At 71.8% G+C, this 24,919-nt stretch carries 24 protein-coding genes and 1 pseudogene; 8 read left to right on the forward strand and 17 right to left on the reverse strand.

Translation table 11 applies throughout. From position 1 onward, the window contains the following. The coding region (gene mobF / locus GTW08_RS15785) for a MobF family relaxase (RefSeq protein WP_161152131.1) at positions 1-3,915 on the reverse strand (3,915 nt) is incomplete at its 3' end. Positions 3,916-4,631: 716 nt separating this feature from the next. Between mobF and GTW08_RS15790 the strand changes: the two genes are divergently transcribed. Further along, entirely contained in the window at positions 4,632-5,162 is a 531-nt protein-coding gene (locus tag GTW08_RS15790; protein ID WP_161152132.1) for a hypothetical protein, read from the forward strand. Between the two features lie 23 nt (positions 5,163-5,185). On the opposite strand, the gene GTW08_RS15795 is transcribed toward GTW08_RS15790, so the two are convergent. The 8 genes from GTW08_RS15795 to GTW08_RS15830 form a co-directional block, all read right to left on the reverse strand. Beyond that, the gene (locus GTW08_RS15795; protein ID WP_161152133.1) at positions 5,186-5,563 is read right to left on the reverse strand and encodes a hypothetical protein; all 378 of its coding nucleotides are present in this window, start codon (positions 5,561-5,563) and stop codon (positions 5,186-5,188) included. Positions 5,564-5,786: 223 nt separating this feature from the next. Beyond that, the gene (locus tag GTW08_RS15800; protein ID WP_161152134.1) at positions 5,787-6,371 is read right to left on the reverse strand and encodes a recombinase family protein; all 585 of its coding nucleotides are present in this window, start codon (positions 6,369-6,371) and stop codon (positions 5,787-5,789) included. Positions 6,372-6,535: 164 nt separating this feature from the next. Beyond that, positions 6,536-7,687 (reverse strand): acyl-CoA dehydrogenase family protein, encoded by a 1,152-nt coding sequence (locus GTW08_RS15805; protein WP_161152135.1) that lies wholly within the window; start codon positions 7,685-7,687, stop codon positions 6,536-6,538. A gap of 13 nt (positions 7,688-7,700) precedes the next feature. Further along, positions 7,701-8,489, reverse strand: a complete 789-nt coding sequence (locus GTW08_RS15810; RefSeq protein WP_161152136.1) for an enoyl-CoA hydratase/isomerase family protein — start codon at positions 8,487-8,489, stop codon at positions 7,701-7,703. Then, positions 8,482-10,158 carry a long-chain-fatty-acid--CoA ligase gene (locus GTW08_RS15815; protein ID WP_224404173.1) on the reverse strand — a complete coding sequence of 559 codons (1,677 nt, stop codon included), beginning with the start codon at positions 10,156-10,158 and terminating at the stop codon, positions 8,482-8,484. Before GTW08_RS15815 ends, GTW08_RS15810 begins: the two co-directional genes overlap by 8 nt. A gap of 31 nt (positions 10,159-10,189) precedes the next feature. Next, positions 10,190-11,350 (reverse strand): thiolase family protein, encoded by a 1,161-nt coding sequence (locus GTW08_RS15820; protein ID WP_161152137.1) that lies wholly within the window; start codon positions 11,348-11,350, stop codon positions 10,190-10,192. A 42-nt stretch (positions 11,351-11,392) separates the two neighbouring features. Then, positions 11,393-12,916 (reverse strand): class I adenylate-forming enzyme family protein, encoded by a 1,524-nt coding sequence (locus GTW08_RS15825; RefSeq protein WP_161152138.1) that lies wholly within the window; start codon positions 12,914-12,916, stop codon positions 11,393-11,395. Further along, positions 12,913-13,770, reverse strand: a complete 858-nt coding sequence (locus GTW08_RS15830) for a CoA transferase (protein WP_202417230.1) — start codon at positions 13,768-13,770, stop codon at positions 12,913-12,915. Before GTW08_RS15830 ends, GTW08_RS15825 begins: the two co-directional genes overlap by 4 nt. 133 nt (positions 13,771-13,903) lie before the next feature. On the opposite strand from GTW08_RS15830, the gene GTW08_RS15835 reads away from it, so the two are divergent. Beyond that, complete coding sequence (locus GTW08_RS15835; protein ID WP_161152140.1) at positions 13,904-14,524, forward strand: TetR/AcrR family transcriptional regulator; 621 nt, start codon at positions 13,904-13,906, stop codon at positions 14,522-14,524. A gap of 200 nt (positions 14,525-14,724) precedes the next feature. Here the strand turns inward: GTW08_RS15835 and GTW08_RS31915 are convergent, their stop codons facing one another. The 3 genes and pseudogenes from GTW08_RS31915 to GTW08_RS15845 all read right to left on the reverse strand — a co-directional run bounded on the left by GTW08_RS31915 (position 14,725) and on the right by GTW08_RS15845 (position 18,332). Beyond that, the gene (locus GTW08_RS31915) at positions 14,725-15,267 is read right to left on the reverse strand and encodes a Tn3 family transposase (protein WP_308010499.1); all 543 of its coding nucleotides are present in this window, start codon (positions 15,265-15,267) and stop codon (positions 14,725-14,727) included. Further along, a pseudogene (locus GTW08_RS15840) lies at positions 15,258-17,765 on the reverse strand (Tn3 family transposase); the annotation flags it as partial. The gene GTW08_RS31915 and the pseudogene GTW08_RS15840, both read right to left, overlap by 10 nt. 15 nt (positions 17,766-17,780) lie before the next feature. Beyond that, entirely contained in the window at positions 17,781-18,332 is a 552-nt protein-coding gene (locus tag GTW08_RS15845) for a hypothetical protein (protein WP_161152141.1), read from the reverse strand. 267 nt (positions 18,333-18,599) lie between these two features. Between GTW08_RS15845 and GTW08_RS15850 the strand changes: the two genes are divergently transcribed. Together GTW08_RS15850 and GTW08_RS15855 are read left to right on the forward strand one after the other, a co-directional pair. Then, a complete protein-coding gene (locus tag GTW08_RS15850) occupies positions 18,600-18,842 on the forward strand; it encodes a type II toxin-antitoxin system Phd/YefM family antitoxin (protein WP_202417232.1) in 243 nt (80 codons plus the stop codon). A gap of 3 nt (positions 18,843-18,845) precedes the next feature. Then, positions 18,846-19,130, forward strand: a complete 285-nt coding sequence (locus GTW08_RS15855; RefSeq protein WP_161152143.1) for a type II toxin-antitoxin system RelE/ParE family toxin — start codon at positions 18,846-18,848, stop codon at positions 19,128-19,130. Between the two features lie 47 nt (positions 19,131-19,177). Here the strand turns inward: GTW08_RS15855 and GTW08_RS15860 are convergent, their stop codons facing one another. The 5 genes from GTW08_RS15860 to GTW08_RS15880 form a co-directional block, all read right to left on the reverse strand. Continuing rightward, the gene (locus GTW08_RS15860; RefSeq protein WP_161152144.1) at positions 19,178-19,528 is read right to left on the reverse strand and encodes a hypothetical protein; all 351 of its coding nucleotides are present in this window, start codon (positions 19,526-19,528) and stop codon (positions 19,178-19,180) included. An 885-nt stretch (positions 19,529-20,413) separates the two neighbouring features. After that, the gene (locus tag GTW08_RS15865) at positions 20,414-20,662 is read right to left on the reverse strand and encodes a hypothetical protein (RefSeq protein ID WP_161152145.1); all 249 of its coding nucleotides are present in this window, start codon (positions 20,660-20,662) and stop codon (positions 20,414-20,416) included. Between the two features lie 9 nt (positions 20,663-20,671). Next, positions 20,672-21,595, reverse strand: coding sequence for an NAD(P)-dependent oxidoreductase (locus GTW08_RS15870; protein ID WP_161152146.1), 924 nt, complete (start codon positions 21,593-21,595; stop codon positions 20,672-20,674). A gap of 2 nt (positions 21,596-21,597) precedes the next feature. Further along, positions 21,598-22,095 (reverse strand): kinase, encoded by a 498-nt coding sequence (locus tag GTW08_RS15875; RefSeq protein WP_202417233.1) that lies wholly within the window; start codon positions 22,093-22,095, stop codon positions 21,598-21,600. Between the two features lie 35 nt (positions 22,096-22,130). Next, positions 22,131-22,973, reverse strand: coding sequence for a GntR family transcriptional regulator (locus tag GTW08_RS15880; protein WP_161152148.1), 843 nt, complete (start codon positions 22,971-22,973; stop codon positions 22,131-22,133). 202 nt (positions 22,974-23,175) lie between these two features. Here GTW08_RS15880 and GTW08_RS15885 point away from each other — a divergent pair, with 202 nt between their 5' ends. The 4 genes from GTW08_RS15885 to GTW08_RS15900 are packed head-to-tail and all read left to right on the forward strand — an operon-like array spanning position 23,176 to position 24,914. Then, positions 23,176-23,427, forward strand: a complete 252-nt coding sequence (locus GTW08_RS15885; protein ID WP_161152149.1) for a WhiB family transcriptional regulator — start codon at positions 23,176-23,178, stop codon at positions 23,425-23,427. Further along, positions 23,424-23,831 (forward strand): RRQRL motif-containing zinc-binding protein, encoded by a 408-nt coding sequence (locus GTW08_RS15890; protein WP_202417234.1) that lies wholly within the window; start codon positions 23,424-23,426, stop codon positions 23,829-23,831. Before GTW08_RS15885 ends, GTW08_RS15890 begins: the two co-directional genes overlap by 4 nt. Next, positions 23,821-24,588: a DUF2637 domain-containing protein gene (locus GTW08_RS15895; RefSeq protein ID WP_161152150.1), complete on the forward strand. Its 768-nt coding sequence runs from the start codon at positions 23,821-23,823 to the stop codon at positions 24,586-24,588. The genes GTW08_RS15890 and GTW08_RS15895 overlap by 11 nt, the downstream gene beginning before the upstream one ends. Beyond that, positions 24,588-24,914: a hypothetical protein gene (locus GTW08_RS15900; protein WP_161152151.1), complete on the forward strand. Its 327-nt coding sequence runs from the start codon at positions 24,588-24,590 to the stop codon at positions 24,912-24,914. Before GTW08_RS15895 ends, GTW08_RS15900 begins: the two co-directional genes overlap by 1 nt. The last annotated feature ends 5 nt before the right edge of the window (positions 24,915-24,919 follow it).

The following is a 24,919-nucleotide window of genomic DNA, read 5'->3' on the forward strand; positions in this document are numbered from 1 at the left end:
CTTCGACCGGTGCGCGTGGCTGTTCTCGAGGTCGGCGGCCCGCTGCTGCTGCCACTGCATCATCCGACGGAGCGAGGCACGCTCCTCGATCTTCCGGGGCAGGTCGGGGTCACCATCGCCTGCGGCGCCGATCTCGGCGGTCCGCGCGCTGACCCGCACCCGCTGCTCGTGCGCGGCCCGGTACGCCTCCCGCATCTTGTCCGCGACGAACTCCGGCGCGACGGCCTGCTCCCGCGCCCACCGCTCGGTGCGCTGGTACAGCTCCCCATCGGTGAGCGCACGGTGGTCGACCACATCGTCCGGGACCGGGCCGAGCGCGTCCCGCGCGGACTGCCACAACGCCCGCCGGAGCGGGAACTCCCGCGACGGCGCCGCACCGATCGACTCCTGATCGGCCGGTACCCGCTCCATCTCCCGGTACGCGGCCACCGCACCCGCGGACCGCTCCCACGCGGCCCGCTCGGCGACCTGCCCAACCTCCGGGACGTCGCCGAGCTGGCTCAACGCCCACCCGGTCGGCTCCTCGGCGAGCTGTCGACCCAACCGGGTCTGACGCTCGGTCGCCGCCGCGGCCAGGTCCGCGACGTACTGCCCGGCCTCGGTCCCGTCCGGGGCCGGTACCCGCGTCGTCCAGTCCGCCGGGTCCACGGCCCGCTCCGGAACCCGGGCCTCGGTCAGCTGCCGGAGCCGCCACCGGACGACGTCCGGCACACTCTCGGCGGTGTCCAGGCCGCGCACCCCGACCGCCTCGGCCAGCACCGCGGCCGGGTCGTGCCCCGCGATCTCCGCCTCCCGCGTCGCCTGCAACAACCGGCCGTACGCCGCCCGGTCGTCGGCGGCCGCGGCCGCGGCGTCCGGGCCGAGCACCTCGGCCAGCACCGCGCCGTACCGGCCGCGGGCGTGGTCATCGGACACCGCGTCCAGCGTCGCGGCCGCCATCGCGAACGAGCCCGCGGCCCGCTGCCCCTCGCGCAGCGTGTCCGTCGCGCTGCGCTGCGCCGAGCTGGCGGTGTAGATGCCGGTGAAGCACTCCCGCGCGGACTCCTCGACCCGCTCCGGGTCGTGCTCGTCCGCCGCCCGCACCGCGGGCAGGTAGACGTGGTTCTCCTCCGCACCACGGGTGAGACCGGGGTACGCGCCCTCCCGGGTCGCATCCCGGTCGGGCAGGTAGTGCCCGCGCTGCACCGTGACGCCCTGGCTGGCGTGCTCGGTCACCGCGTAGGCCAACGTCACGTGCTCCCGCACGTAGCCCGGCAGCAGGTGCGCGGTCGCGCCGCCCTGGTCCCGGACGAGCAGCGCCCCGGACTCCGCGTGCCGCCCGACCACCGTGTAGAGCGCCCGGTTCGTCACCGGGTCCGGCTCCACGGCCGCGCCCGGGCCACGGTCGACGCGGGCACGGTAGTCGTTGAGCCGTGCCTGCACCCGGTCCCCGACCGACACCTCCTGCTTTCCCTTGGCGCCGCGCACGTAGGCGACCGGAGCCTCCTCGACCCGCCCCAGCTCGATCAACCGGTCCCGGATCGACGCCGACAGCTCCCCCGCCCCCTCATTGGTGCCGGTGATGAGCAGCGTGTCCTTGCCGTCCAGGACGTCCGACAGGTACCGCTCGGCGGCGAGGGCCTGCATCTCCTCCCACGTGCCCGCGTGCACGCGGCCACGGTCGTTGTAGGCGTCGAACGCGGACGGGTCCCCGCCGCGCAGCTTCAAGCTCGCCTCGCGCTCCCACTCGGCGCGGAACCGGTGCACCTCGTGCAGTTCGTACGCGCCGCGCTCGGCGATCACCTGCCGGAACAGGCCACCGGCACCGACCGCGTCGAGCTGGTGATGGTCACCGGTCAGGACCACCTTCGCCCCCGCGGCGGAGCACAGCTCGACGATCCGGTCCAGCTCCTGCGTCGACGACATCCCGGCCTCGTCGACGATCACCAGGTCCCGACCGGTGAGCCGGTCACGGACCTCCCCCGCCTCGTCCGCGGTGAAGCCGTTGAGGAACCGGGTCGTGTTGAGCGCCTCCAAGCCGTCCCCGGCCAAGTTCTGCGTCGCGATCTGCGACGTGGCGAGACCGAGCACGCGGCCATCGGCGTGCTCTGCCCACACCCGGGCGAGCTCACCGACCGTGCGGGACTTCCCGGTCCCGGCGGGGCCGACCAGGCAGTCACCGAGACGGCCGGACCCGATGATCCCGGCCACTGCGTCGACCTGGTCACCGGACAGGCCGGCCGCGGCCAGCCGCGACCGCAGTGCCTCCACGTCCAGCCCGTCGCTGTCCGCGGTCACCGCACCGGCCAGCGGGGCGGCCATCCGGGCGGACACCCGCTGCTCCGCGGCCAGATGCGCGGCAGTCGCGTACCGCTCCGCGTTCGCGCGCCGGTAGATCGACCCGCCATCCGCGCGCCGGAACGACTCCGGAACCTCGACCGGGTCCGGCGTGGAGACCTGCACAACCTCCACCGACCGCAGCGCCTCCCGCGCGATCTCCTCCAACCGGACCGGGCGATCCTCGGCGGCCACGCCGAGATCGGCCGCGGACCCCAGACGCTTGTCGATCGCGGCCGCGAGGTTCCCCAGCGTCCACACCGAGTAGGACGCCTGCACGTCCTCGATGGCCGACGCGGACACGTCCCGCAGGTGCGCAGCGGCCACGTCCGCGGCCGTGTCCGCACCCGCGGCCACGCCGTGACCGGCGAGCCGGTCAACGGCCACCGCCCCACCGGACACGTGACCACCCGCGGACACCGGCCCGGCCGCCCGCTGTCCGGCCGCCTCGACATCGGCCACCATCGCGGCCAACCGCTCTGTCCGCTGCTCGCTCCACCGCGCGACCGCGGCCGGCCCGGACTCCGGCCCCTTCGCCTTCCGGGTCTCGTACACGGCCATGTCCGTGATCCGCTTCATCGCGGCCGCGTCCGGCTCCTTGCCGTGCCGATCCCGGTAGAGCGCGACGCGCTCGGCGACGAGCCCGGTCACCTGCCCCCGCCGCGTCGACGCCTCCGCCATCACCTCGGGGTCGATGCCGACGATCTCGCGGGCCTTGCCGTCCGGGCGCAGCTCGAACCGCGCCCCGGTCTCCTCGGTCACGAACTGCTCGGTCGCCCGCTCGTAGGCGGCGGCAATGGCCTCCTTGTAGGCCCGGAAACTCGCGCCGTCGAGAGCGCCGATCTTCCCGGCCTCGGTCACCGTCCGGTTCAACAGGGCCGCGTGCGTGTGCATCTGCGGCTCGTTCTCCCGGCTCGTGGAGTGAGCCCACACCGTCCACACCGCGCCAGTACCGGCCTCGTGCCGACCGATCGACTCATTCCCGGTCACCGTGCGAGCGTGCGACCCGGTCCGCGTGAAAATCACCCGCGACTCGGCGTACTCCAACGCGACCTGAACCGCTCGATTGTGCGCCTCCACCACCTTGTCAGCCAATTCCGTCTGACCGGTCGCCCGCAAAGCAGCCTCATACACGGAAATAGACTTCACGGCAGAGAACGTGAAATCGTAGTACGCCACCGGCTTCCGCCCGGACGTGGCAGCCTCGGACCGCAATTCCCGCTCACGCTCCGGCGTGACCTCGCCGGACTCCTTCGCGGCCAGCGCGTTGTACCGCTCCGCCTCGGTGCGGAAATGCGCAGGCCGGCGCCCCAGGAACTCCGGCTCCGCCTCGGTCGACTCCGGGCGGCGGAGCTGCCCGAACACCGCCCGCACGTCGTCCGGGTTCACCGCGTCCCCGGCCCGGAACTCCAGCCCCATCGCCTCCATGCCCGACCCGGCCCACCGGCCCGGAGCCTCACCGTGCTCCACGGCGGCGGTGTAGTACTCCGGCCCCTGCTGGCCCGCCGCCTTCTCGACGGCGTGGTCGTGCTCGCGGCACCCCGAGCCGCGGAGCAGGTACTCGACCGCTCCGGAGCCGATGGCGGTGATGCGCAGCACGAGCCCATCGTACCGGACCCGACCAAGATCACAACACTGTGCATAGGTGTGTTGTGAGAGTAGAGATCAAATGATGATGACGCTGGTAGCTGCTGTAATCATGTGCTGGTCGCTGTAGTTGAGGCTGCGTGAGCGGCTGCTGTGCGGCTGCGTGTGCTTGTCGACGTCGGAAGCAACGACGTAGGACAAGGCGGGTACGCGCTGGAAGCGAACCTAGGACCGAAGACGGCGGCGCGGCGGTCTGCATGAGGCCGCGGTGCGGCTGGGAACCGGCGCCGCGGCGCCGTGCTCGACTGGGCGCGCTCAGCCGGGGGGCGGACGGCGACGCGGTGCGTGCCATCGCCCGAGAAAGTGAGTCTCCTGCGGGGGGTCCGAAACAGGTCGCGCCGTCTCCTCCGAGTCGGCGACTGAGTCGGTATGGTGACGATATGACAGAAACGCGCGTGACAGAATCGGCCCGTCCGATCCGCTGGACGGACTCCGCGAGCACTTGACCGACGGGTCACGCACTATCCTGGAAATAGCTCTACTGTCCCATGACGGCGACGTGGTGGCCGCGCTCGACGAGATCGTGGAATCGCACGTCTATCTCTGCAAAGCAGCGGCCGCCGGAGCCACCATCACGATCCAGTGGCCGGGAGGAGACTCAGAGCCCGTGGGCATGTTCTGACATGACGTGCAGATCATCTCAACGCCAGTTGTAGTAGAATCGGGGCGTGAGCGGATGCGGGCGCCACTTCTTCGGCAGCGATCGTGACTGCCCGGACTGTGAAGCGTTGCGGCTCGGCCGCCTCCAAGGGCGCGAGCAGGCCCGGGCCTTGGCCGACGAGCAGAACCGCATCCGAGCCGAATACGAACGCGGTATCGCCCGTGAGGATCGGCGTGCGGCTCGGCGAGAGCGCAGGGCCCGGGGATCGAGCGAGGTCCCGTTGGTCTCCGGAGCTGGCCCGGGCTGGGGCGTTGGCGTGCTGGTCTTCTTCGCGCTCGGGTTCGCCGCCGTGAATGCCGCGGTGGCCGCGCTGCTGGCGGTGGTTGCGGCCGCGCTGGTCGCGAGCGAGTGGCGGAAGGGACTCGGGACCGGCGGTCGTTCTGCTGCCGTCATCGCCCCGTCAGCTGTCCTGATCACGCTGATTGCCCACCCTGCCGTTGACTTGGCGATCATCGTCGGGGCTACGTGGGTCGCCGTGCACCTGTCCACGCGGGCGGACGGCGATTCAGGTGACGAGCACCGGCAGCGATCCGTCTGATCCGCCCGCCGCCGGTGCTCACCTCACGCTCCGCGGGGTGTGAGGTCGACCCCGCCCGGGCCGACCAGGGTGACCGGGAGCCCGGGCCGCGCGGTCGGGTCAGCGGGCACCGGCTCGTCAGGGCTGCGGCCGTACATCGCGGTCCAGGGGGTCCGGTACTGCACCGCGTGCTCTCCACGGCCGTCGGTGGGGTGCCAGGTCGACACGGACACCACCAGCGCCCCGCAGCTGCTGCACGCCCCGATCGAGGCCGACATGCGCTCCCCGGGCCGTAACGGCCCGGACAGGTGGCCCCACTCGGCCGGTTCCAGGGCGAGCCGGGTCTCCTCGGGCGCCACGGGGACCGGTCCGGAGCCGATCAGGCCGTGGACGTGCGCGCCGGGGTGGGTGCAGGTGCTCATCGTGTGCTCCTCGTCGTGGCGCTCGTCGAGCGGGGAGGGGGTCGCCGTAGTACTCGCCGAAAATCGGGCGGATACGGCTGAGTAGCCTCCTGAGCTGCCGATGGTGGTTGCGCGGGGGGAGATCGCGGTTGGCGGCGCAGGTGTTGCCCACCTCGTCGCCAGGCGCGGCGGTAGTACCCAGGACTCGCGATGACCCGAGGTGCAAGGTAACTGCCGGGCCGGGTCAGCCCACCTTCGCGCGAGCGCGGGAGAGCGCTCGGTAGACCGTGGAGCGGGTGACGGAGAAGAGCTCCTCAAGCTCGCTGATGGTGTGCTCGCCGGCGGCGTGGAGTGAGACGAGGTGGGCTTCCTGTCGCGGTGAGAGCTTGGGCTGCTTGCCGCGCAGCCGGCCCTTGGCTCTGGCGACCTTCATGCCCTCGCGTGTCCTCATCCTGACGAGGTCGGCCTCGAACTCGGCGATCATGGCGAGTGCGTTGAACAGTAGCCGGCCGATGGGGTCGGTGGGGTCGTGCACCGAGGCGCCGATGCAGAGCTTGATCTCGCCGGCGGTGAGCTCGTCGGCGATCGCACGGGCGTCGGGCACCGAGCGGGCGAGGCGATCAAGCTTCGTGATCACGAGGGTGTCGCCGGCGCGGCATGCGGCAAGGGCTTCGCGTAGCCCGGGTCGGGCGCGGTTGGTGCCGGTGAGCCCGTGGTCGACGTAGATCCGCTCGGTCGCGACGCCGAGCGCGGTGAGGGCGTCGCGTTGAGCGGTGAGGTCCTGGGCGTCGGTGGAGCAGCGGGCGTAGCCGATCAGCAGTCCGGTCACCGGGGCAGTGTGCCGGTTATGGCCCCCTCACCGGAACTATTCACCGAACCAGGCTTACGGGACGCCTCGTACTGGGCCGATGCTTCAGCGCTGGTCGGCGCGGGGGTGTCCCGGTAGGGGTTCCTCTCGTGGGATATCGACGCTCCATCTGGTGGACGGCCTTCTCACAGGGACCGGGCAACAAGCTCCTTCATGATCTCGTTGGTGCCGCCGTAGATCTTCTGCACGCGGGCCGAGGTGAACATGCGCGCGATCGGGTACTCGTTCATGTAGCCGTACCCGCCGAACAGCTGCAGGCAGCGGTCGACGACGTTGTTCTGCACGTCGGTGCAGAAGAACTTCGCCATCGAAGCGGACGCGGCGTCCAGCTCGCCCGCCATGTGGCGGGGGATGAACCCGTCGACCATGCTGCGGGCGGCCGTCGCGTCGGTGGCGCACTCGGCGAGCACGAAGCGGGTGTTCTGGAAGCTCATCAGGTTCTGACCGAACGCCTCCCGCTCCTTCACGTAGGCGATCGTCTCGCGGACTGCCGCGGTGGCGGCCGCGGCGCCGGCCACCGCGATGATCAGTCGTTCCTGCGGCAGTTGCTGCATCAGCTGTGCGAAGCCGCGTCCCTGGGTGCCGAGCAGGTTGCCCGCCGGGACCCGCATGCCGGAGAAGAACAGCTCCCGGGTGTCCTGGCCGTGCTGGCCGATCTTGTCCAGCACGCGGCCGCGCTCGAAGCCCTCCAGGCCCTCGGTCTCGGCGACGATGAGGGACAGCCCCTTGCCGCCCTCGTCGTCCCCGGTGCGGGCGACGACGACCAGCAGGTCGCAGTGGGTGCCGTTGGAGATGAACGTCTTGGCACCGTCGATCACATAGTGGTCGCCGTCGCGGCGGGCGCGGGTGCGGACGCTTTGGAGGTCCGAGCCGGTTCCGGGTTCGGTCATGGCGATCGCGCCGACGAGGTCACCGGAGGCCATGCCGGGCAGCCAGCGCTGCTTCTGCTCCTCGGTACCGAACGCGTTGATGTAGTGCGCGACGATCGTGCTGTGGACCATGTTGGCCCAGGCGTCGTCACCGACGCGGGCCTGCTCCTCGGCGATGACGGCCTCATGGGCGAACGTCGCGCCGCCGCCGCCGTACTCCTCGGGGATGCTGATGCAGAGCAGCCCGGCCCGGCCGGCGGCCCGCCAGAACTCGCGGTCGACCATGTGCGCCGCCGCCCAGCGCTCCTGGTTCGGCACGACCTCCTTCGCGATGAAGGTGCGGGCGAGCCCGCGGAGGTCGTCGAGCTCCTGGGTGGCCCAGGGGGCGCGGTAGTCGTCGAGAATCATCGGATGCTCCCTCTCATCGGCCGGTGAAGGCTGGTGTGCGGCCCGCGGTGAAGGCGGACAGCCCCTCGCGGGCGTCGTCGGTGCCGAGCGCGCGCAGGAAGTTGTGGCGTTCGGTCGCCAGCCCTTCCCGCAGCGGCTGGTCGTGGGCTCGGCGGGCGGCGTCCGCGGCGAGTGCCACGGCGCGCGGCGCGTTCCCGGCGATGCGGCGGGCCAGCCCGATCGCGGCCGGGACGACCTCGTCATCGTCGACCACGTCGGCGACCAGCCCGGCGTCGCAGGCCCATGCGGCGTCGACCGCGTCGCCGGACAGCAGCATGCGCATCGCCTTGGCCTTGCCGACGGCGTGCACGAGCCGCTGCGTGCCACCGGCCCCGGGAATGACCCCGAGCTTGACCTCGGGGACGGCGAACCGGGCCGAATGGCCGGCGATCGCGATGTCGCAGGCCAACGCCAGCTCGCACCCGCCGCCGTACGCGATGCCGCGCACGGCCGCGACCGTCGGTGTCGGGTAGTCGGTGAGGACGTCGAAGAGCCGGTCGAACGGCAGCTCGTCGGTCGGCGCGGCGCCGATCATGGCCGGGACCTCGGCGATGTCGGCGCCGGCGCAGAACGCCGGGCCGGCGCCGGTGACGACCACGACGCGCACATCCGGGTCGGCGGCCGCGTCGGTGAGCCGGCCGGTCAGCTCGGCGACCAGGTCGCGGCCGAGCGCGTTGTAGGACCCGACGTGCTCCAGCGTGAGCAGTGCGACCGGGCCGTGCCGCTCGGCGGAGACCAGGGTCTCGGTGGGCTGCTCAGTCATCGGTACCGCCGTAGTGACCGGCCCACGTCGTGCGGATGGTCTTCTTGTCGCACTTGCCGACGCTGGTGCGGGGGATCTCGCTGACCGTGATGAAGGACTCCGGCAGCTGCCAGGACGCGAACGCCGACGACAGGTGCGCATGCAGGTCCGCGAGCGTCACCTCGTGCCCGGGGGTCGGGACGATGAGCACGAACGGCCGCTCCTGCCACTTGGGGTGCGGCAGCCCGACGACCGCCGCCTGGGCGACGGCGGGGTGGCCGGCCAGCAGGTTCTCCATGTCGATGGAGGAGATCCACTCGCCGCCGCTCTTGATCACGTCCTTGAGCCGGTCGGTGACCTTGAGGTAGCCGTCCGGGTCGATCGTGCCGACGTCGCCGCTGCGCCACCAGCCGCCCGTGAAACGGTCGTCGGCATCGGCCATGTTGTGATAGCGCGTGGTGATCCACGGGCCGCGCACACAGATCTCGCCCTGGGCGACGCCGTCGTGCGGGACGTCCTCGCCGGCCGCGTCGACGAGCCGGACGTCGACCAGGGTGGCGGGGAGCCCCTGCTTGCGCTTGAGCTCGAGCAGGTCGTCACCGGACAGCCGGGCACGCACGCCCGGCTTGTACCGGTTCATGGTGACCAGCGGCGTGGTCTCGGTCGCGCCGTAGGCGTGCACGATCTCCGCGCCGGTCAGCTCGGCGAAGCCGCGCATCAACGACAGCGGCGGCTCGGTCGCGCCCGACATCATCCGCAGCCGTCCCAGGTCGGGCTTGTCCTCGAGCGAGCGGATGTAGTCCAGCATCGGCCCGAAGATCGCGGGAGCACCGTTGGTGACGGTCACGTCCTCGGCGATCAGCGCGTCGGTGAGCGGCCTGGTGTCCTCGGCCGTGTACCGGCCCGGCAAGACGATCTTGTTGGCGGTCAGGGTGGCCGCCTGCGGCAGGCCCCAGGCCTGTCCGTGGAACATCGGCGTGATCAGCATCGTGCAGTCGTCGAGGGTCATGCCGATGTTCGTGGCGAGCGAGAAGGAGTGCAGGCAGATCGCGCGGTGCGAGTAGTAGACGCCCTTCGGCCGGCCGGTGGTGCCGGTCGTGTAGCAGGCGCCGTAGGCGGAGCGTTCGTCGATCTCCGGCCAGTCGATCCGGGGCGCCGCGGCAGCGACGAGGTCCTCGTAGTGGTGCACGTTCGGCAGCGTCGTGCTGATCTGGTCGAGCGGCTTGTCCGTCAGCACGACCCACGCGGTGACGTCGGGCAGCATCGGGGCCACGGCCTCGGCGACCGGCAGCAGCGTCTCGTCCACGCAGACGATCGAGGTCCCGCTGTCGGCGACGACGAAGGAGAGGTCCTCGGGCCCCAGGCGCAGGTTGAGCTGCACCATCACCGACCCGAGACCGGGGATCGCCCAGTAGAGCTCGTAGTGACGGCGGCTGTTCCAGTCGAGGATGCCGACCCGGGTGGCCGGGCCGGCGCCGAGGCCGGCCAGGGCGTTCGCCCCGCGCACGATGCGGTCGTAGGCGTCGGCGTAGGTGTAGCGGCCCCAGCCGCCGTCCGGGAGCCGGTAGACGATCTCGCGGTCGCCGTGGGTCCGGGCGGCGTGCCGGATCAGGGTGGTGGTGTTGAGCTGGACGTCGTCGCCCATCGTGGACGGGTATCCGGTCACGACGGTGCGGGTGGGTGCCGGCACGAGGGACTCCTTCGTCGGTGCGCGGGTGGGGTCAGGGGAGGCGTTCGATGACGGTGGCGTTGGCCATGCCGGCGGCTTCGCAGACGGTGAGTAGGCCGTAGCGGGCCTCGCGACGCTCCAGCTCGTCGAGGAGCTGGGTGAGCAGGCGTCCGCCGGTCGAGCCGAGCGGGTGGCCGATCGCGATCGAGCCGCCGTTCACGTTGAGCTGGTCGTCCGGGTAGCCGAACTCGTCGCGCCAGAGCATCGGGACGGGCGCGAACGCCTCGTTGACCTCGGCCAGGTCGATGTCAACGATCGTCAGCCCGGCCCGGTCGAGCGCGGCGCGGGTGGCGGCGAGGATCGCGGTGAACTGCAGAACCGGGTCGTCGGCGGCGACCGCCATCGACACGATCCGCGCCCGCGCCCGCAGGCCCACCGCCTCCGCGTACGACCGGTCGGCGACGAGCAGCGCGGCGGCGCCGTCGCTGATCTGGGACGAGTTCGCGGCGGTGATCGCGCCCGCCGGGTCGAAGACCGGCGTCAACGTGGCCATCCGCTGCCGGTCGGGCGCGGCGCGGATGCCCTCGTCGCGGGTCATCGGGCCGTCGACGCCCTCCAGCGGCACGAGCTGCGCCGCGAAGTGCCCGGCGTCGGTCGCCGCGGCGGCCCGCTGGTGGCTGCGGACGGCGAAGTCGTCGAGCTGGTCGCGGGTGTAGCCCCACTTGGCGACGACCAGCTCGGCGGACGGACCCTGGGCAGGCAGGTTGCCCTCGAACCGGGCGAGCGCCCGCTCGCCGTACCACTCGCCCCGCGGCCCGCTCGGGTCGAACAGCGGACCGAGATCGACCCGCGACATCGACTCGACACCGGCGCCGATCGCGACGTCGTACTCGCCGGAGCGCACGCCCTGCGCCGCGAAATGGACCGACTGCTGACCGGAGCCGCACTGCCGGTCCAGGGTGGTGCCGGGCAGACCGATCGGCAGCCCGGCGCCGAGCAGCGCGGTGCGGGCGACGTTGCCGGTCTGCTCGCCGCGTTGCAGGGCGCAGCCCACGATCACGTCGGCCAGCGAGTCCGGGGCCACGCCGGTGCGGTCGACGAGGTGGGTGAGGGTGTGCGCGAGCAGGTCGACCGGGTGCCAGTCGCGCAGCTGCCCGCCGCGCTTGCCGACCGGGGTGCGGACGGCGTCGACGATCACGGCTTCTCGGGTCATGCGGCGTCTCCTGTCAGCGGGTGCGGGAATCCTTCACGTTCCTCAGCCATCCAGGGCCCCCCGGAGCCGGTGCTTGAGGATCTTGCCGGACGGGTTGCGCGGCACGGCGCCGATCGTGAGCTCCCGCGGGAGCTTGTAGCCGCTGAGATGCGTGCGGCCGTACTCGCGCAGCTCGTCGAGCGTGAGCGTGGCGCCCGGGGCGAGGTCGACGACGGCGACGGCGATCTCGCCGTACTCCTCGCTCCGGCGCCCGACGACGGCCAGGTCGCCGACCGCGGGGTGTGCGGCGAGGACACCCTCCACCTCCGCGGAGTAGACGTTGGCCCCGCCGGTGATGATGAGGTCCTTCAGGCGGTCGACGAGGGTGATGTAGCCGTCCTCGTCGATCCGGGCGAGGTCGCCGGTGTGGACCCATCCGTCGCGCACGGTCTCGGCGGTCGCCTCCGGCTTGCGCCAGTAGCCCTTCATCATCGACTCGCCGCGCATGATCATCTCGCCGACGGTGCCCGGCTCGACGTCGTTCCCGCTCGGGTCGACGATCCGCACCTCGGTGTTGGGCACCGCGACCCGACCGCTGGCCTCCGGGCGCGCGACGACGTCGTCGTGGTGCAGCAGGATGCCGCCCGGGCCGCCCTCGGTCTGGCCGCACGCCTGCACGATCCAGGCGTCGGGCAGCGCTGCGACCAGGGCCTCGGCGGTGCGGGCGGGCATCGGTGCGGCGCCGTAGAGGCAGATCCGCAGGCGCGAGAGATCGCGAGCGGCGAGGTCCGGCAGCCGCAGCAGGTGGGTGTACATCGTCGGGACGCCGAAGAAGAACGTGATCCGCTCGCGGGCGAGGGTGTCGGCCACCGTGGCCGGTTCGAACGCCGGGAGGATCACGTGGGTCGCTCCGAGCATCACCCCGTTCAGTAGCAGCATGTTGAGGCTCGCCGAGTGGTACAGCGGTGCGACGTGCAGCATCCGCTCCCCGTCCCGCAGACCCATGCCGATGCTGGAGTTGATCCCGACCCACAGCACCCGGCGATGGTCGAACAGTGCCCCCTTGGGCCGCCCGGTGGTCCCGGACGTGTAGATGATCAGAGCGTCGTCGTCCTCGGAGACCTCGACGTGGGTGGGCCGGGCGGCGTGGTCCCGGGCGGCCGCGCGGACGTCCTCGTATCCCTCGACGGTGCCCAGCGCCAGCGGCTCCGCGTCGCCCGTCCGGTCGGGCAGCGAGTGCCACGCCCGGACGCCGTCGGCGACCTCGGGCCCGAACAGCAGGAGCCGGGCCCCGGTGTCGGTGACCAGGTAGTCGATCTCCGTCGGTGCCGAGCGCGGGTTGATCGGCACCACGATCGCGTCCAGGCGGAGTCCGGCGTAGACGGCGACGACGAACGCGTCGCTGTTGCCGGCCAGCAGGAGCATGCGGTCGCCCTGCTCGAGACCACGCCCGGCCAGCTCGGCCGCCAGCTCGTCCACCGCGCGGTCCAGCTCGGCGTAGGTGAGCGCCACGTCGCCGAACTGCACGGCGACCCGGTCGGGACAGCGGCGGGCGGTGCGGGCGAGGACGCCGGCGAGGGTGGTCATCGCATCTCCTGGAGGGTGTCGTCGACGGTGGGCCCGACCGAGACGATCGGGATGTCGAGCTCGTTGCCGAGCTCCTGCCAGTGCGTGCTGTCCGCCGTGGCGAACCGCGCGGCGAGCTCGGTACGGGTGCGGCCGACGGCGTCACCCAGCCGCGCGACGAAGTGCGGCTCGACCGCGCCGACGGCGACGTATCCGTCGGTCGTCGGGTAGATCCCGTACCCGGGGCTCCCCCCGCCGAGCACGTCGCCGGGCCCGGTCAGCCCGTGCCGCACGCCGGCGGCCGCGTCCCGGGCGACCCGGTCGAGCACGACCGGCTGGTGCACCGCGGCACCGCTGCGATCACGCAGGCGCAGACCAGCGACGGCGGCGAGGGCGGCCCGCTCCCCGCCGAGGAGGTCCGCGACCGGGACGGTTGGGACTGCCGGCGGCTGCAGCGTGCCGTGCGCGGCCTGGTAGGTCAGGTCGTGCCCGGCCTCGCCGGCGCGCTCGCCGTCGTAGCCGACGATCTCGACGTGCACCAGCCGGTGACGGCTCACGCTCTCGCGCAGGCCCAGCCGGTCCAGTGCCGCCGGGCGCATCGCGGTGAGCAGGACGTCGGCCGTCGCGAGCCGCTGCTCGAGCCGCTCGCGGTCGGGCGCGTCGCGCAGGTCGAGGGGCACGACCTGCTGCCGGGCGGTCAGCTCGCGGTACCAACCAGGCGCCGCGACCTGCAACGCGTCCCCGGCCGGCGGCTCCACCTTGACGACGTCGGCGCCGAGGTCGGCGAGCCGTGCCGCGGCCACCGGGCCCGGGACGTTCACCGCCAGCGACACCACGCGCACGCCGTCCAGCGGCGCGGCCGCCCCTCGGTCCACGTCGTCTCCCATCCTCGAAAATGACTATACATACGTACAGTAACCTAGGTGAAGCGTATAGTTCGCGGTGTGATCGACACAAGGGGCGGGGTCGTACTATGCGTGCCGTGACGGTGCAAGCCCGGTTGGCGACATGAGCGAGCGATCGCGGCCGCGCCGGACCGAGGACCTCACGGCCCGGGCACGGATCCGTCACGCCGCGCTGGAGCTGTTCGCGGAGCGCGGGGTGGCGGGCACGCCGATGCGCGCCGTCGCGGCCCGGGTGGGGGTCACGGTCGGGCTGATCGTCCACCACTTCGGCACGAAGGAAGCGCTGCGTGAGGCGGTCGAGCTCGACATCGTCGACCGGTTCGCCGACGCGATCCTGTCCGCGCCGGCGGACGGCTCGGGTGCGGATGTGGCCGCGGCCCGCGACCGTGCCGTGGCCGCCATGCTCGCGGAGAGCCCGGCCGTCGTGGACTACCTGCGGCGCGCGGTCTTGGACCCGCACGGCGAACGCGGCGACCTCGTCAGCAAGCTCAGCGCGCTGGCCGCGGACCAGGTGGGCGAGCTGCGCCGCCGTGGCCTCGCCTCACAGCGCAGCACGATCGGCGAGCAGGTCCTGACGATCATGATCAGGCAGCTGGGGCAGGTGTTCCTGCAGCCGCTCGCCGACCGGATCATCGACGAGTTCGGCGAGAGTTCGGACGACGCGCCGTCGCCCCTGATTGTCGTGCGCCTGGAGCACCGAATCGACACGTTCCCCGGTCAGTGAACCCGCGACGCCTGGAGACGTCCGGGCGCGCGGCCGCGGTCAAGTCGCATTGCGACTCCGTCACGGCTGGCTCTGGTTCTGGCGGTCAGGAGGACCCCGCCGCGTGACCGCCAGCGTTCACTGAGCGTCCCGCAAAGCGATCGGCTTACGGCACACTTTTGGACTCGCTGCTCGGCTGGCTGCGCCCGGCTTGTGAACGATCAGAACAGGGTGTCGCGCACGCGCAGCGGCCGGTACCCGGTGGGGTCGAGCTGGGCCAGCTCGCCATCGATGTCGACGTCGATCGTGCCGAAGAAGTTGATGTTCTCGCTGTGCGCCGGCGAGATGTGCGCGAGCACCTCATCGTCGATGCGCCGGCCCGCCGCGCGCATCGACTCCACCGCCAGGCCGTAGTACTCGGTCGTCCAGGCCACGACGGCGTTGGTGACCAGGGTGAGACACCACGCCTGCTCGGTCTGGGCCTGCAGCTGTCGGGCACGCACGGTTCCCTCGTGGGCGTAGAGCAGGTCGCGCTTGAGCGCGTGCAGCGACTCGCCCTTGTTGAGCTGACGAGAGATCCTGCGCCGGTAGGTCGGGTCGGACAGGTAGCGGGCGGCGTAGATCGTGCGCCGCAGCGCCCCGTACTCCTTGAGCGCGGCGGCCAGCGCGTTCTGCCGAGACGACGCCGAGAGTTCCCGACGATCAGCGACGCGGTGGCGTGCCCGAACTTCAGCGACCCGGCCAGGCGCAGCAGGTCGTCCCAGTGCTCGGCGATCAGCTCGACGTTCACCCGCCGGGTGAGCAGCGGCCCGATGTGGGGGTAGTCGGTCTCGGCGCGGGCCTTCGCGGCGATCCGGTGCAGCGTGATCTTGCCCAGGTCCCGGATCCGGGGCGAGAGCTGCAGGCCGAGCAGGTCGAACAGGCCGAAGTTGACCAGGGTGACGCCGTGGGTGTCGGTGGCGTGCTCGGTGATCGGGGTGTCGGTGGCGTTGCCGAGGATCTCGTCGAGCACGTAGTGGGCCTCGCGCTTGGTCGCGACGATGATCTTCGTGCCGTAGGTGGTGTGCTGGTCGGTGACGTGGGTGTAGGTCGAGAGGACCTGCCCGCCGTGGATGGTCATCTCCCGCCCGGTCGTCGTCTTGCCCCGCACCGGGAACCGTTGCCCGTCCGAGGAGGACAGGGTGCCGGTGCCGAACACCTCGGCCAGGGGCATCCGCTGGTGGTGGTCGATGATCGCGAGGTTCGCCGCGCGCAGCGTCTCCTCGCGCACGTACCACTCGGCGGTCCAGGCGAGGATGTCGTAGGAGATCCCGCACGCATCGGCCATCCGGGTCAGCCCGAGGTTGGTGGAGTGGCTGAGCAGCACCGCGATCAGGTTCCGCTTCAACTCCGGAGAACGGGTCTGCTTCCCGCCGGCGTGGGTGAAGCAGTCCAACAACCCGATCCGCCCGTCGAGCTCGATCAGCAGCGACACGATCGGCGCGAACGGCAACATGTCGGTGAGCTCGGCCTTGAGCGCGACCGCCTCGCCGGGGATGTCCTCGGCGGTCAGCGGGGAGATCACCAGGTCGCCGGCGTCGTCGAGGCGGACCGGGCCGTCACCGGTGGCCAGGACCTGCTCGAGCTCGCCGAGCGCGCCGGTCAGCTCGTCGCCGACCGCGGCCAGCGCGACCGCCGGGTCGGCGGACTTGCCGACGAGCCCGCAGAACGACGCGCGCTGCAACGACCACTGATCGGCGGTGAGCAGGTAGGCGGCGGGGTCGGCGTAGCGGCGCGAGCCGGGCACGTACACGTCCCCGGTGCGCAGCCCGTCGCGGAGCCCGAGCAGGGTGCACAGCTCCCAGAAGTGCCGGTAGGCGCTGGTGTTCCCCGATGCGTGGGCCGCGTCGAGGTAGCCGCGCCAGCGCGTGGGCACGAATCCCGTCAGGGCACCGGCCGGGACCCGGCGGGCGCCGGTGGCGTTGAGCCCGCGCAGGATCTCCACCGCCGCGAGCAGCTCGGCCGCCGCGGTGCCGCCTGCGAACTCCACCGCGGCCAGGACCTGCGGGGTGAACTGCCGCAAGTACCCGTAGGACGACACGTCGAGCGCGCCGAGGTGGCCGTGATCGCGGGGAAGGCGGGGAACGGCTTGGGCCATCGCCGCCCGGATTCGTGTCCATCCGATCCGTTCACCCCGGAGCACGCTGCCGATGTCCTCGTCGGCAATCGTGGTGTCGGCGATGACGGCCAGCAGCTCGTCGAGCAGCGCCTGGCGGTCCTCGCCGGCCTTGCCCCGTTCGGCCAGCGCGTCGCGCATCGTGCGCTCGGCCTTGCCCTCGCGCGCCGACACCGCCTGGTCGAACAGGCTCACTACCTCGTCGAGCACGTCGGTTGCGGACTGGGCCAGCAGCGTGAGCAGGATCGGGTAGCGGCGCTGCGGCTCCCGCCGCTCGAGGGCTTGGGCGGTCAGCCGGCGCCCGACCGTGGCCAGGAAGCGGCGCCGCTCGGCCGGCAGGACCGACAGATCCAGGGCGTCGGCGCCCAGCCCGCGCAGGAACTCCAGCTTCGTGACCTCGGCCTTGATCCCGGCTGGTGAGGCCTCGACCGGGGCGGTGCTCAGCCATCGCAGCCGGGTCATCCCGACCGCAGGATCGACCACCAGCAGCCCGTCGAGCCCGGCACAGCGCTGCGGCGTGAACTCGTGCGCGAGCCGGTCGTAGGTCTCTCGCTGGGCCTCTGCGCGGGCGTGCGCGACCCGCTCCAGCACGGTCACCGGGCCCGGCCGGATCACCTGTACCGAGATCAAGTACTCACACGCCAGCCGGAACAACAACGTCGGCGAGTCGTGCTCCATCGCCCGCGCCAACAGGAACTCGTCGAACTCCTTGAACTCCAGCGACGTCGGCACCCGCCAGCCGCGGTACTGCGCTACCAGTCGTAGATGCTCGGTGCGGGTCTTCGCCCGCCGGCCGTAGTGCCGCAGCACGCCCGGATCGACGGCGAGCTGGTCAGCCAGCCGGGCGACCGCCACCGGTGGCGCGGCGGCGACGTCGTCGGGCACGAACCCCAGCCACGGCAGCGTGCACAACGCCACCGACAGACCCAACCGGTCCGCCGGTCCGCGGCCCCGGCCCGGGTCGACGAACGCGACATCCGCCGGCGCCAGCGTGAAGAACCGGAACAACTCCTCCCGGCCGATCTCCGGGAACCCCCGCAGCCGCTCCAGCTCCTCGTCCGAGAACACCTGCGTCGCCAACCGCGACCTCCCCCGCGCGACCACCATCCGCAGCTCAGGAGGCTACTCAGCCGTATCCGCCCGATCTTCGGCGAGTACTACGGCGACCCCGGGAGGGGCCGGCGGGAAGGCCGCGCCCCAGCGTTCGTGGGCGGACTGGCGGGTGAGGCCGGCCGCGTCACCGATCACCGTCCAGGACGCTCCGGCCGCTCTGGCGCGTCCGACCGCGGTGTCCAGCTCGTCGCGGGCCTCGGCCAACCGAGCTGCGGCGTCGTGCACCGCAAGCCCTGGCAGCGCCTCGGCCAGGTGCGCGCGCCACTGTCCCTGAGCACCGTCGCCGTCCTCGGGGCCTTCCACCGACTCCGGGGCGACACTGGCGGCGTTCGGGTAGAGCGCGACCTGCTCGGCGTAGAGGGAGTCGGTGGCCACTACCTCCGCGCGGGACCAGAACCGGTCGCCGCGCCAGCCGCATACGCACGCGGCGCGCCAGCCCACGAACCGACTGTTGGTCAGATCGTCGTGGGTCCCGGTGACGGTGTCGTCATCGAGGACCGCGGCGGCGTAGCCCTCGTGCTCGTAGGCCGGCCGGTAACCGGTGTCCCAAGTCCATCCCATACCGTCAGGATACCCTGACACTCTCGCTTCGTCAGGAAGTCCTGACGCTAGATTTTGCAAGCGGCAGCAAGCGGCTTCACTGGGCTCGATCGAACATAATGTGCAATATCGGCTCGACCGACCTGCGAAAACGCGACCCACAGGCGTTATCAACCCTGCAAGCACCCGAAATGCCCGTTTATCCGGTGAGCGGCGCATGGTCATCCACGCAGCCACGTCGACACGACTTTGTACAAGAGGTACATTTTGAACATGACTGCTGCGGAGATGTCCTCGACCGACGCGCGGCGCCACTTCGCCGACGTCGTGGGCCGCGCTCAGCATGCCGGTGTCACGACCGCGATCACCAGCCACGGCAAGCGGGTCGCCGCCGTCGTCCCGGCCGAAGTCCTCGACCTGCTCGACGAGCTGGAAGACCGGGGGTTGTCTCGGATGGCTCGCGAGGCGAAGGCCGAGACCGGCGCGCCCGTCGATCACGCTGCCCTGCTCGCCGAGTTCGACCAGCGCTGACACGTGCCAGACGCTCCCCACTGGCGCATCACCTGGACGGGCTCGGCGAGTAAGGCCCTGCGCAAGCTCGACCCGCAGGTGGCCCGCCGCATCCTGGCCGCGGTGGGCACGCTCGCTGACCAGCCGCGCCCGGCACCACCGGTCGGGAAGCCGCTCAAGGGTGAGCCCGGAGCCTGGCGGCTCAAGGTCGGCGACTGGCGCGTGGTCTACGAACCCCAGGATGGTCACCTCGTCGTCCTGGTCCTCGCCCTCGGGCACCGCCGAGAGATCTACGACCGCCTGACCTGATCGACGGCTGAGCGCACACGGGCCCACGCGCAACACCGCGGCGGGCGTCACGCGGCCGCCCGACGTGCCCGCTGAGCGGTGGCGAACAGCTCCCGGGCCTGCTGTCGCCCGGCCGCGGTGGCGACGGCGCACGGCGGCTGCTGGGCGGGCTCGTCGAGCCGCTCGGCCAGACGCGCCGCTCGGCGGCGGCGCTCATCCGGGTCGACGGCCTGCACGGCGGCGGGCAGCTCATGCTCGCGGCCGGCCCATGCGGCGAGCCGGTGCCCGATCACGGCCAGCGGGTCGCGGGCACCCCGGATCGCGTCACCCCGGGACTCCCCGGGCCGGTCCGGGTGGTGGTCGACTGCGTAGAGCAGCCCCGCCACCGACCAGCCAGAACGCCACCAGCGCGCCAGCATCGCCGACGCCTTCCACGCCGGGACACGGCGGACCCCGGCCCGGTCCAAGACTGTCTGCGTTGCAGCCGCCCGCTCTCGGCCGTCCCTGGCCCGGTCCCGACCCGGCCATGCCGTGCGCTTCGGTGAAGCGCGCTTCACGCCCTCGCGCACAAGGGTTTGAGTGCTTACGCAAGATGCGGGGGGGTTGCCAATTTCGTCCACACCCTGGTCATCTGCGACCCGGCGGGGCCGCGGGATCGGCATCCCGGACGGGCTCACGAACACGTAGGCGGGAGCCCGGTTGGACCGGGCCCCGAGGAACGCGCCCGTCGCGCCCTTCTCCACGCACACGAGGAGTCCGACACGGCTCGCCCAGGCGAGAACCCGGCTCACCGTGCGGAGGCTGGCTCCGGCCCGCTGAGCGGCCTTCTCCCGGGTCGCTCCGGTGACCAGACCAGTACGCCAGTCCATCGCGTCGGCGAGGGTCTGCAGGACGGTCAAAGCGATGTAGCGCCGGTCCGAACGCCACCCCTCGACGTCCACGGCCCGGTCGATGAGCTCGCGAGCGGCGGGCTGGTCGGTGACCACCACCAGGCCGTGCGGGACCCGACCCCGCCAACCCGGGTGCACCGCGAACCGGCCGCCGTCGACACGGCGAGCAGCACGACGCCGGCCGTACTCGGCCCGACGGTGGGCGGCGGCCGCCACGCGATACGCCCGGCCCGCCGGTACGTGCGTAGTAGAATTAGACGAGGTAGACTCGGGCACGCGAAAGCGCCCCTTCTCTTGGAGTGAGGTAGGGAACCGCCCCGGTTCGCCGGGGCTACGGCGTCACATCGGCTGGCAGGCCGTGTGACGCGCAGGAATCACGGGGTGGCCCCGGCAAGGGCCACCCCGTTCCTGTGTCTATGAGGCTTTGGTCAGCGGTAGCTCCTCCTGCGCCTCGATCTGCTGGCGCGGGTAGCAGTACGACGGCACCGGCCGCCCGAGAGCCTCGGCGACCATCCGCGTGATGACAGACGTCAGCGGCAGGCCATCGCGCCTCGCGATCTCCTGCGCCTCAGCCCGAAAGTCATCCGGTAGGTAGATCATCGTCGCGGTCCGGGCGCCTTTCGGCTTCGGCCCCGGCTTCTTCCGCGGTCGGGTCTCCTCCATGTGATCTTCTTACCGGACTTGGCCCGGAGCTTGTGCGCGACACGCCGATTCGGAAATACAGTTCGCTTGGAGGTGGGCGATCGTGTCGGCGGCCGCCCGGTAGCAGGCCGCCGTTACGCCCGGCACAGCTCGGGCTACGTGCGGGCTGACCGTGAGCGCGTGCCATGCGGGGTGCCCGGCCGGGAGCGGTTCGGGGTCGGTGACGTCGACGACGGCGCGGAGGCGCCCTGACTGCACCTCGGTCACCAGTGCGGCCGTGTCGACGATCGCGCCCCGGGCGGCGTTGACAACGATTGCACCGTCCGGCAGACCCGCGAGGAATTCCGCGTCGACGAGGCCGCGGGTGTCCTCGGTCAGCGGGGCGGCGATGACCACCACCTCGTGCTCGGCGAGAAGCTCGCCGACGTCGGCGACGGCCCGCACGCCGGGACGGGCTGTCCGGCCGACGAGGGTCACCCCGGCGTCGAACGCGGCCAGCTTGGCTGCGGTGGCAGTCCCGATGGCACCTGCGCCGATCACCAAAGCGCGTTTCCCGCTGAGCGTGTCCGCGGCCGCGGTGTCGTGCGCCCAGTGTTCCGCGGCCTGGTGCCGGAGCAGTTCCGGCCAGCGCCGCAGCAGTAGCAGAATGGCCGAGAGCACCCATTCCGACACCGGCCCAGCGTGAGCGCCGGTCGCGGTGCCCACCGACACCCCGGGCGGTAGGTGCGGACTCCACCGGTCGTGCCCGGATGACAGGAGCTGCACGTGACGGATCTCCGGGTGGCGCCGTAGGACGCTGATCGCGCGGCGAGCCCGGTGGTAGGGCGCAACCAGCACCTCCCCGTCCGGCGCGGACTCCGGCCGGTCAGGGCTGTAGCGCAGCACCGTCACGCCGTGGACCGCGGCGAGCATTACTGCGCCGTCGCGGTCGGCGTCCTCGTCGGAAACGAGCACCCTCACCGGACAGCTCCGACGTAGGCCGCGTCCATGTGGGCGGCGATCAGGGCGGCTGACTCGTCCGGGGTCCTGATGCTGGTATCGATCCGAACAGCGCCCGACAGGGAGAGCGCTGGCGTCTGGTCGAACACTGGCATTCGCTCGCGTGGGTCTCCGCCCCGGTCAGCGACTCGGCGTTCGGCGACGTCACGCGGGCAGAACAGTTCGACCACGAGCCAGAACAACGGCACCTCGGCTGCCGTGAGCGCGGCGACGGCCTCGGGCTGCCCGACGTGGACGACCGGCCGGTGCGTGGCGGCGAGGGAAAGCAGACCGGAACGGTCCACGACGTACTCCGCGTCGTAGCGGCGGTTCTCATAAACGACGTCTCCGGCGGCCCGTAGGTCGGCGAGCTGCGCGGCGGTCACCATGCGGTAGCCCACAGTCCGGCCCGGCCCGCATTTGATGCGCCGGAACAGTCGGTACCGGGCGTCCAAGCGGGTCAGGCTCGCGGTCACGGTGTCCTTACCGACCCCTGGCGCACCGTAGAGCGTTACCGCACGCGCCACGGGCCCAACGCCTCCTCGACCTGCTCGGAAAGCGGTCGGCTCCCGAGCGAGTTGTTGATGATCGTGTGCGGCATCGATGGGGCGAAATCCTGCCGGATCCCGGCTGCGTACTCGTCCCAGTGCGTGAGTTTGTAGCTGTCCCGCGCAGCTCCGCGACGCCGTAGGTAGGTCTGCATGCTGTCGTAGTCGCACCGGATCCAGAATGCGTACACGTCAGCTCCGGCACCGTCGGCAGCATCGGCAATCCGCTTCGACCACGCCGGGTCGGACAGCTCTCGGATGAACGGGGCGGTCATGACGACGGAGTTCCCGCACGCGAGGTTCTCGAACGCCAGCATCCGCAGCGACTCGTATTCGGCCGGCCGAACATTGTCCAGGTAGACCGCTGATTCGCGGTCCTCGGGCGGCTGCCCGAGCGCCATCAACAGCGCCTCGGTCACCGGCCGTGTAGCGGTGTCCTTGTCCAGCATCGGCCAGCCGGTGCGACGGGCGATGACCCGGCCCAACTCCGTCTTGCCTGATCCGGCGTACCCGCCGACGAGCAACAGCATCGGGCGCGTCTGCTGGGACGTAGGCCGGACGCTCGGCTCCGGGTAGTTGACGACGCGACTCGACCTGTCTCGGGCGACGATGAGCCCTTCCTCGGTCAACGCCTGCATCGCACGACTGATCGTCGCGACGCTGGTTCCCCACTCGGCGGCGAGCGCCCGCGTGCTCGGGATCTGCTCCGCGTGCCGGTAAGTACCGGACTCGATCGCGGCACGGATATGACGCGCGATCACCTCGGCGCTAGTGCCGCGCCGGAGTGGCTCCGGCTTCTCAGTCATCGCGCTCCGCTCGTACCAAAGTTGTCCCGGTCCCGGGCTGAATCAGCCCGGAACAGCACCGTAGTAGAAACGTGCTCGATCTCGAAAACTGGCAGGTCAAAACCGTCCGAGCACGGAATATCACTGTACCAGACTGACTCGCACTGTTACATTCAGATACAAGCCCGGTCGGGGGCAACAGGCGATCAGCGGGAGGTCGGCGATGAGCGAGGTTCTGTGCGAGAACGATCCGGATGGCATGTTTCCGGTCGCGGAATCCACACGGCCCGGTCTGCGGACCGGGGGTGAGCGTGCGGCCCTGGCGGTGTGCGCGGCGTGCCCGGTGATGGCGTCGTGCCGTCTCGCCGTTCTCAACATGGAGATGCCTTACGGCGTCGCGGGCGGGATGACAGCGGCCGACCGGCGCGCTATCCGCGCGGCCGACCGGCGGCCCGCTGCGACGGTGGCGGCGTGAGCGGGGTCCGGCGCCGGTACGGCGTGATGACCGACCGGTGGGGCTGGCAGCCCACCGCGTGGGAGCAGGGCGGGTTGCCGACGTGGCGGTACGGCTCGGCCCCGGCGGGGCTGGTGACCCGGCGTCAGATGCGGGCGCTCGGGCTCGCGCCCGGCGGCGCCGTCCCGGTCGCACAGGTCGTGTGGCGTCACCGGCGACACGAGGTCCGCGCGCAGCTGTGGGACCGCTCCGAGCTGGTGCCCAAGCGGACGGCGTCCCCGGCTCAGCTCGTCGCGCTCGGCAAGGCGATGGCAGCCCGCCGGTGGTGCCCGTCCTGCTCTCGGGACGTCGGCTACTGCATCCCGACCTCGTTCGGCCAGTGCGCGGAGTGCGAGTTCCCGGAGGTGATGAGCGATGCAGCCTGAGCACAGCATCCGCGGCGCGTGGGGCCGCACCTGGCCCGCGCTGCTCGCGGTCGGCACCGTCGGCGCGGTCGGGGTCCCGGCCGCGGTCGCGTCCTACCGGCACGCCCGCGACGTCATCGCCGCCCACGGTGACCCCGTGATGGCGCCCTGGCTACCGCTGAGCGTTGACGGAATGCTCGTCGCCGCCCTGGTCGTGATCTGGGTACGCCGTCACCGGGGCGACCCGGCCGGGGCGTTCCCGTGGCTTGCGTTCAGCTTCGGCATGGTCGTCACCGTCCTGGCGAACCTCGCGGCCGTGGTGCAGCCCTCCCCGGTCGCGTTCGCCGTCGCCCTGTTTCCGCCCCTGGCGCTGGCGGTGACCCTCGAACTGGTGGCGCTCATCGCCTACCGGTCACGGCGGGACGCTGACCCGTACCCGGCACCGGTGGACGACCTCGACCACACCGTGACCGTGGTCGATGGGGAGGACACCCCTCGGGACTGGTGGCAGGACGCCCCGGTCGTCGAGGCCCGTCACGAACCGGCCCCGGAGCCGGTGGCGGTCGAGCACGACCAGGCCGACGACGAGACCGACGACGAGGGTGCGGACCCGCGCGTCCGGGACCTCGCCCGGCGCCTGGCCGCGGGCGAGGCGCTGACCGGCGCCGAGGTCGGCCAGCGCTACGCCGTGTCGGCGCGCACCGGCCGCCGGCTCATCCGACAGGCCACCGAGCAGGGGCCGACGCTCGCGCTGATGAGCGCGGGAGGGGATTCCTGATGCGTTCCACACTGGCGAAGATCAAGGCCGCGGCTGCGGCGTTCGTGGCGGCCGCGCTGGTGACCGCGTACGTCCCGGCAGTCGCCGACGTCCTGGTGCTCGCGCTTGTCGCCTCCTGGGCGGTGATCGGCGCCGTGCTGCTCGCACCAGCGGCCGGACTGCTGCGACCGCACATGCCCGCGCTCCGCGGGCACGTACTGCGGGCCGCGCGAGCGGCGGGCCCGTGGCTGTCGCCGCGCCCGGCGCTGGCCCGGCTGCTTCGGCCCCGCGCACTGACCCGGCCCGGCAGCCCGCTCCTGACGATGCACTCGACCCGCTGGCACTAGAGGTG

It is taken from the genome of Pseudonocardia sp. SID8383, from assembly GCF_009864975.1.
Lineage (GTDB): Bacteria > Actinomycetota > Actinomycetes > Mycobacteriales > Pseudonocardiaceae > Pseudonocardia > Pseudonocardia alni.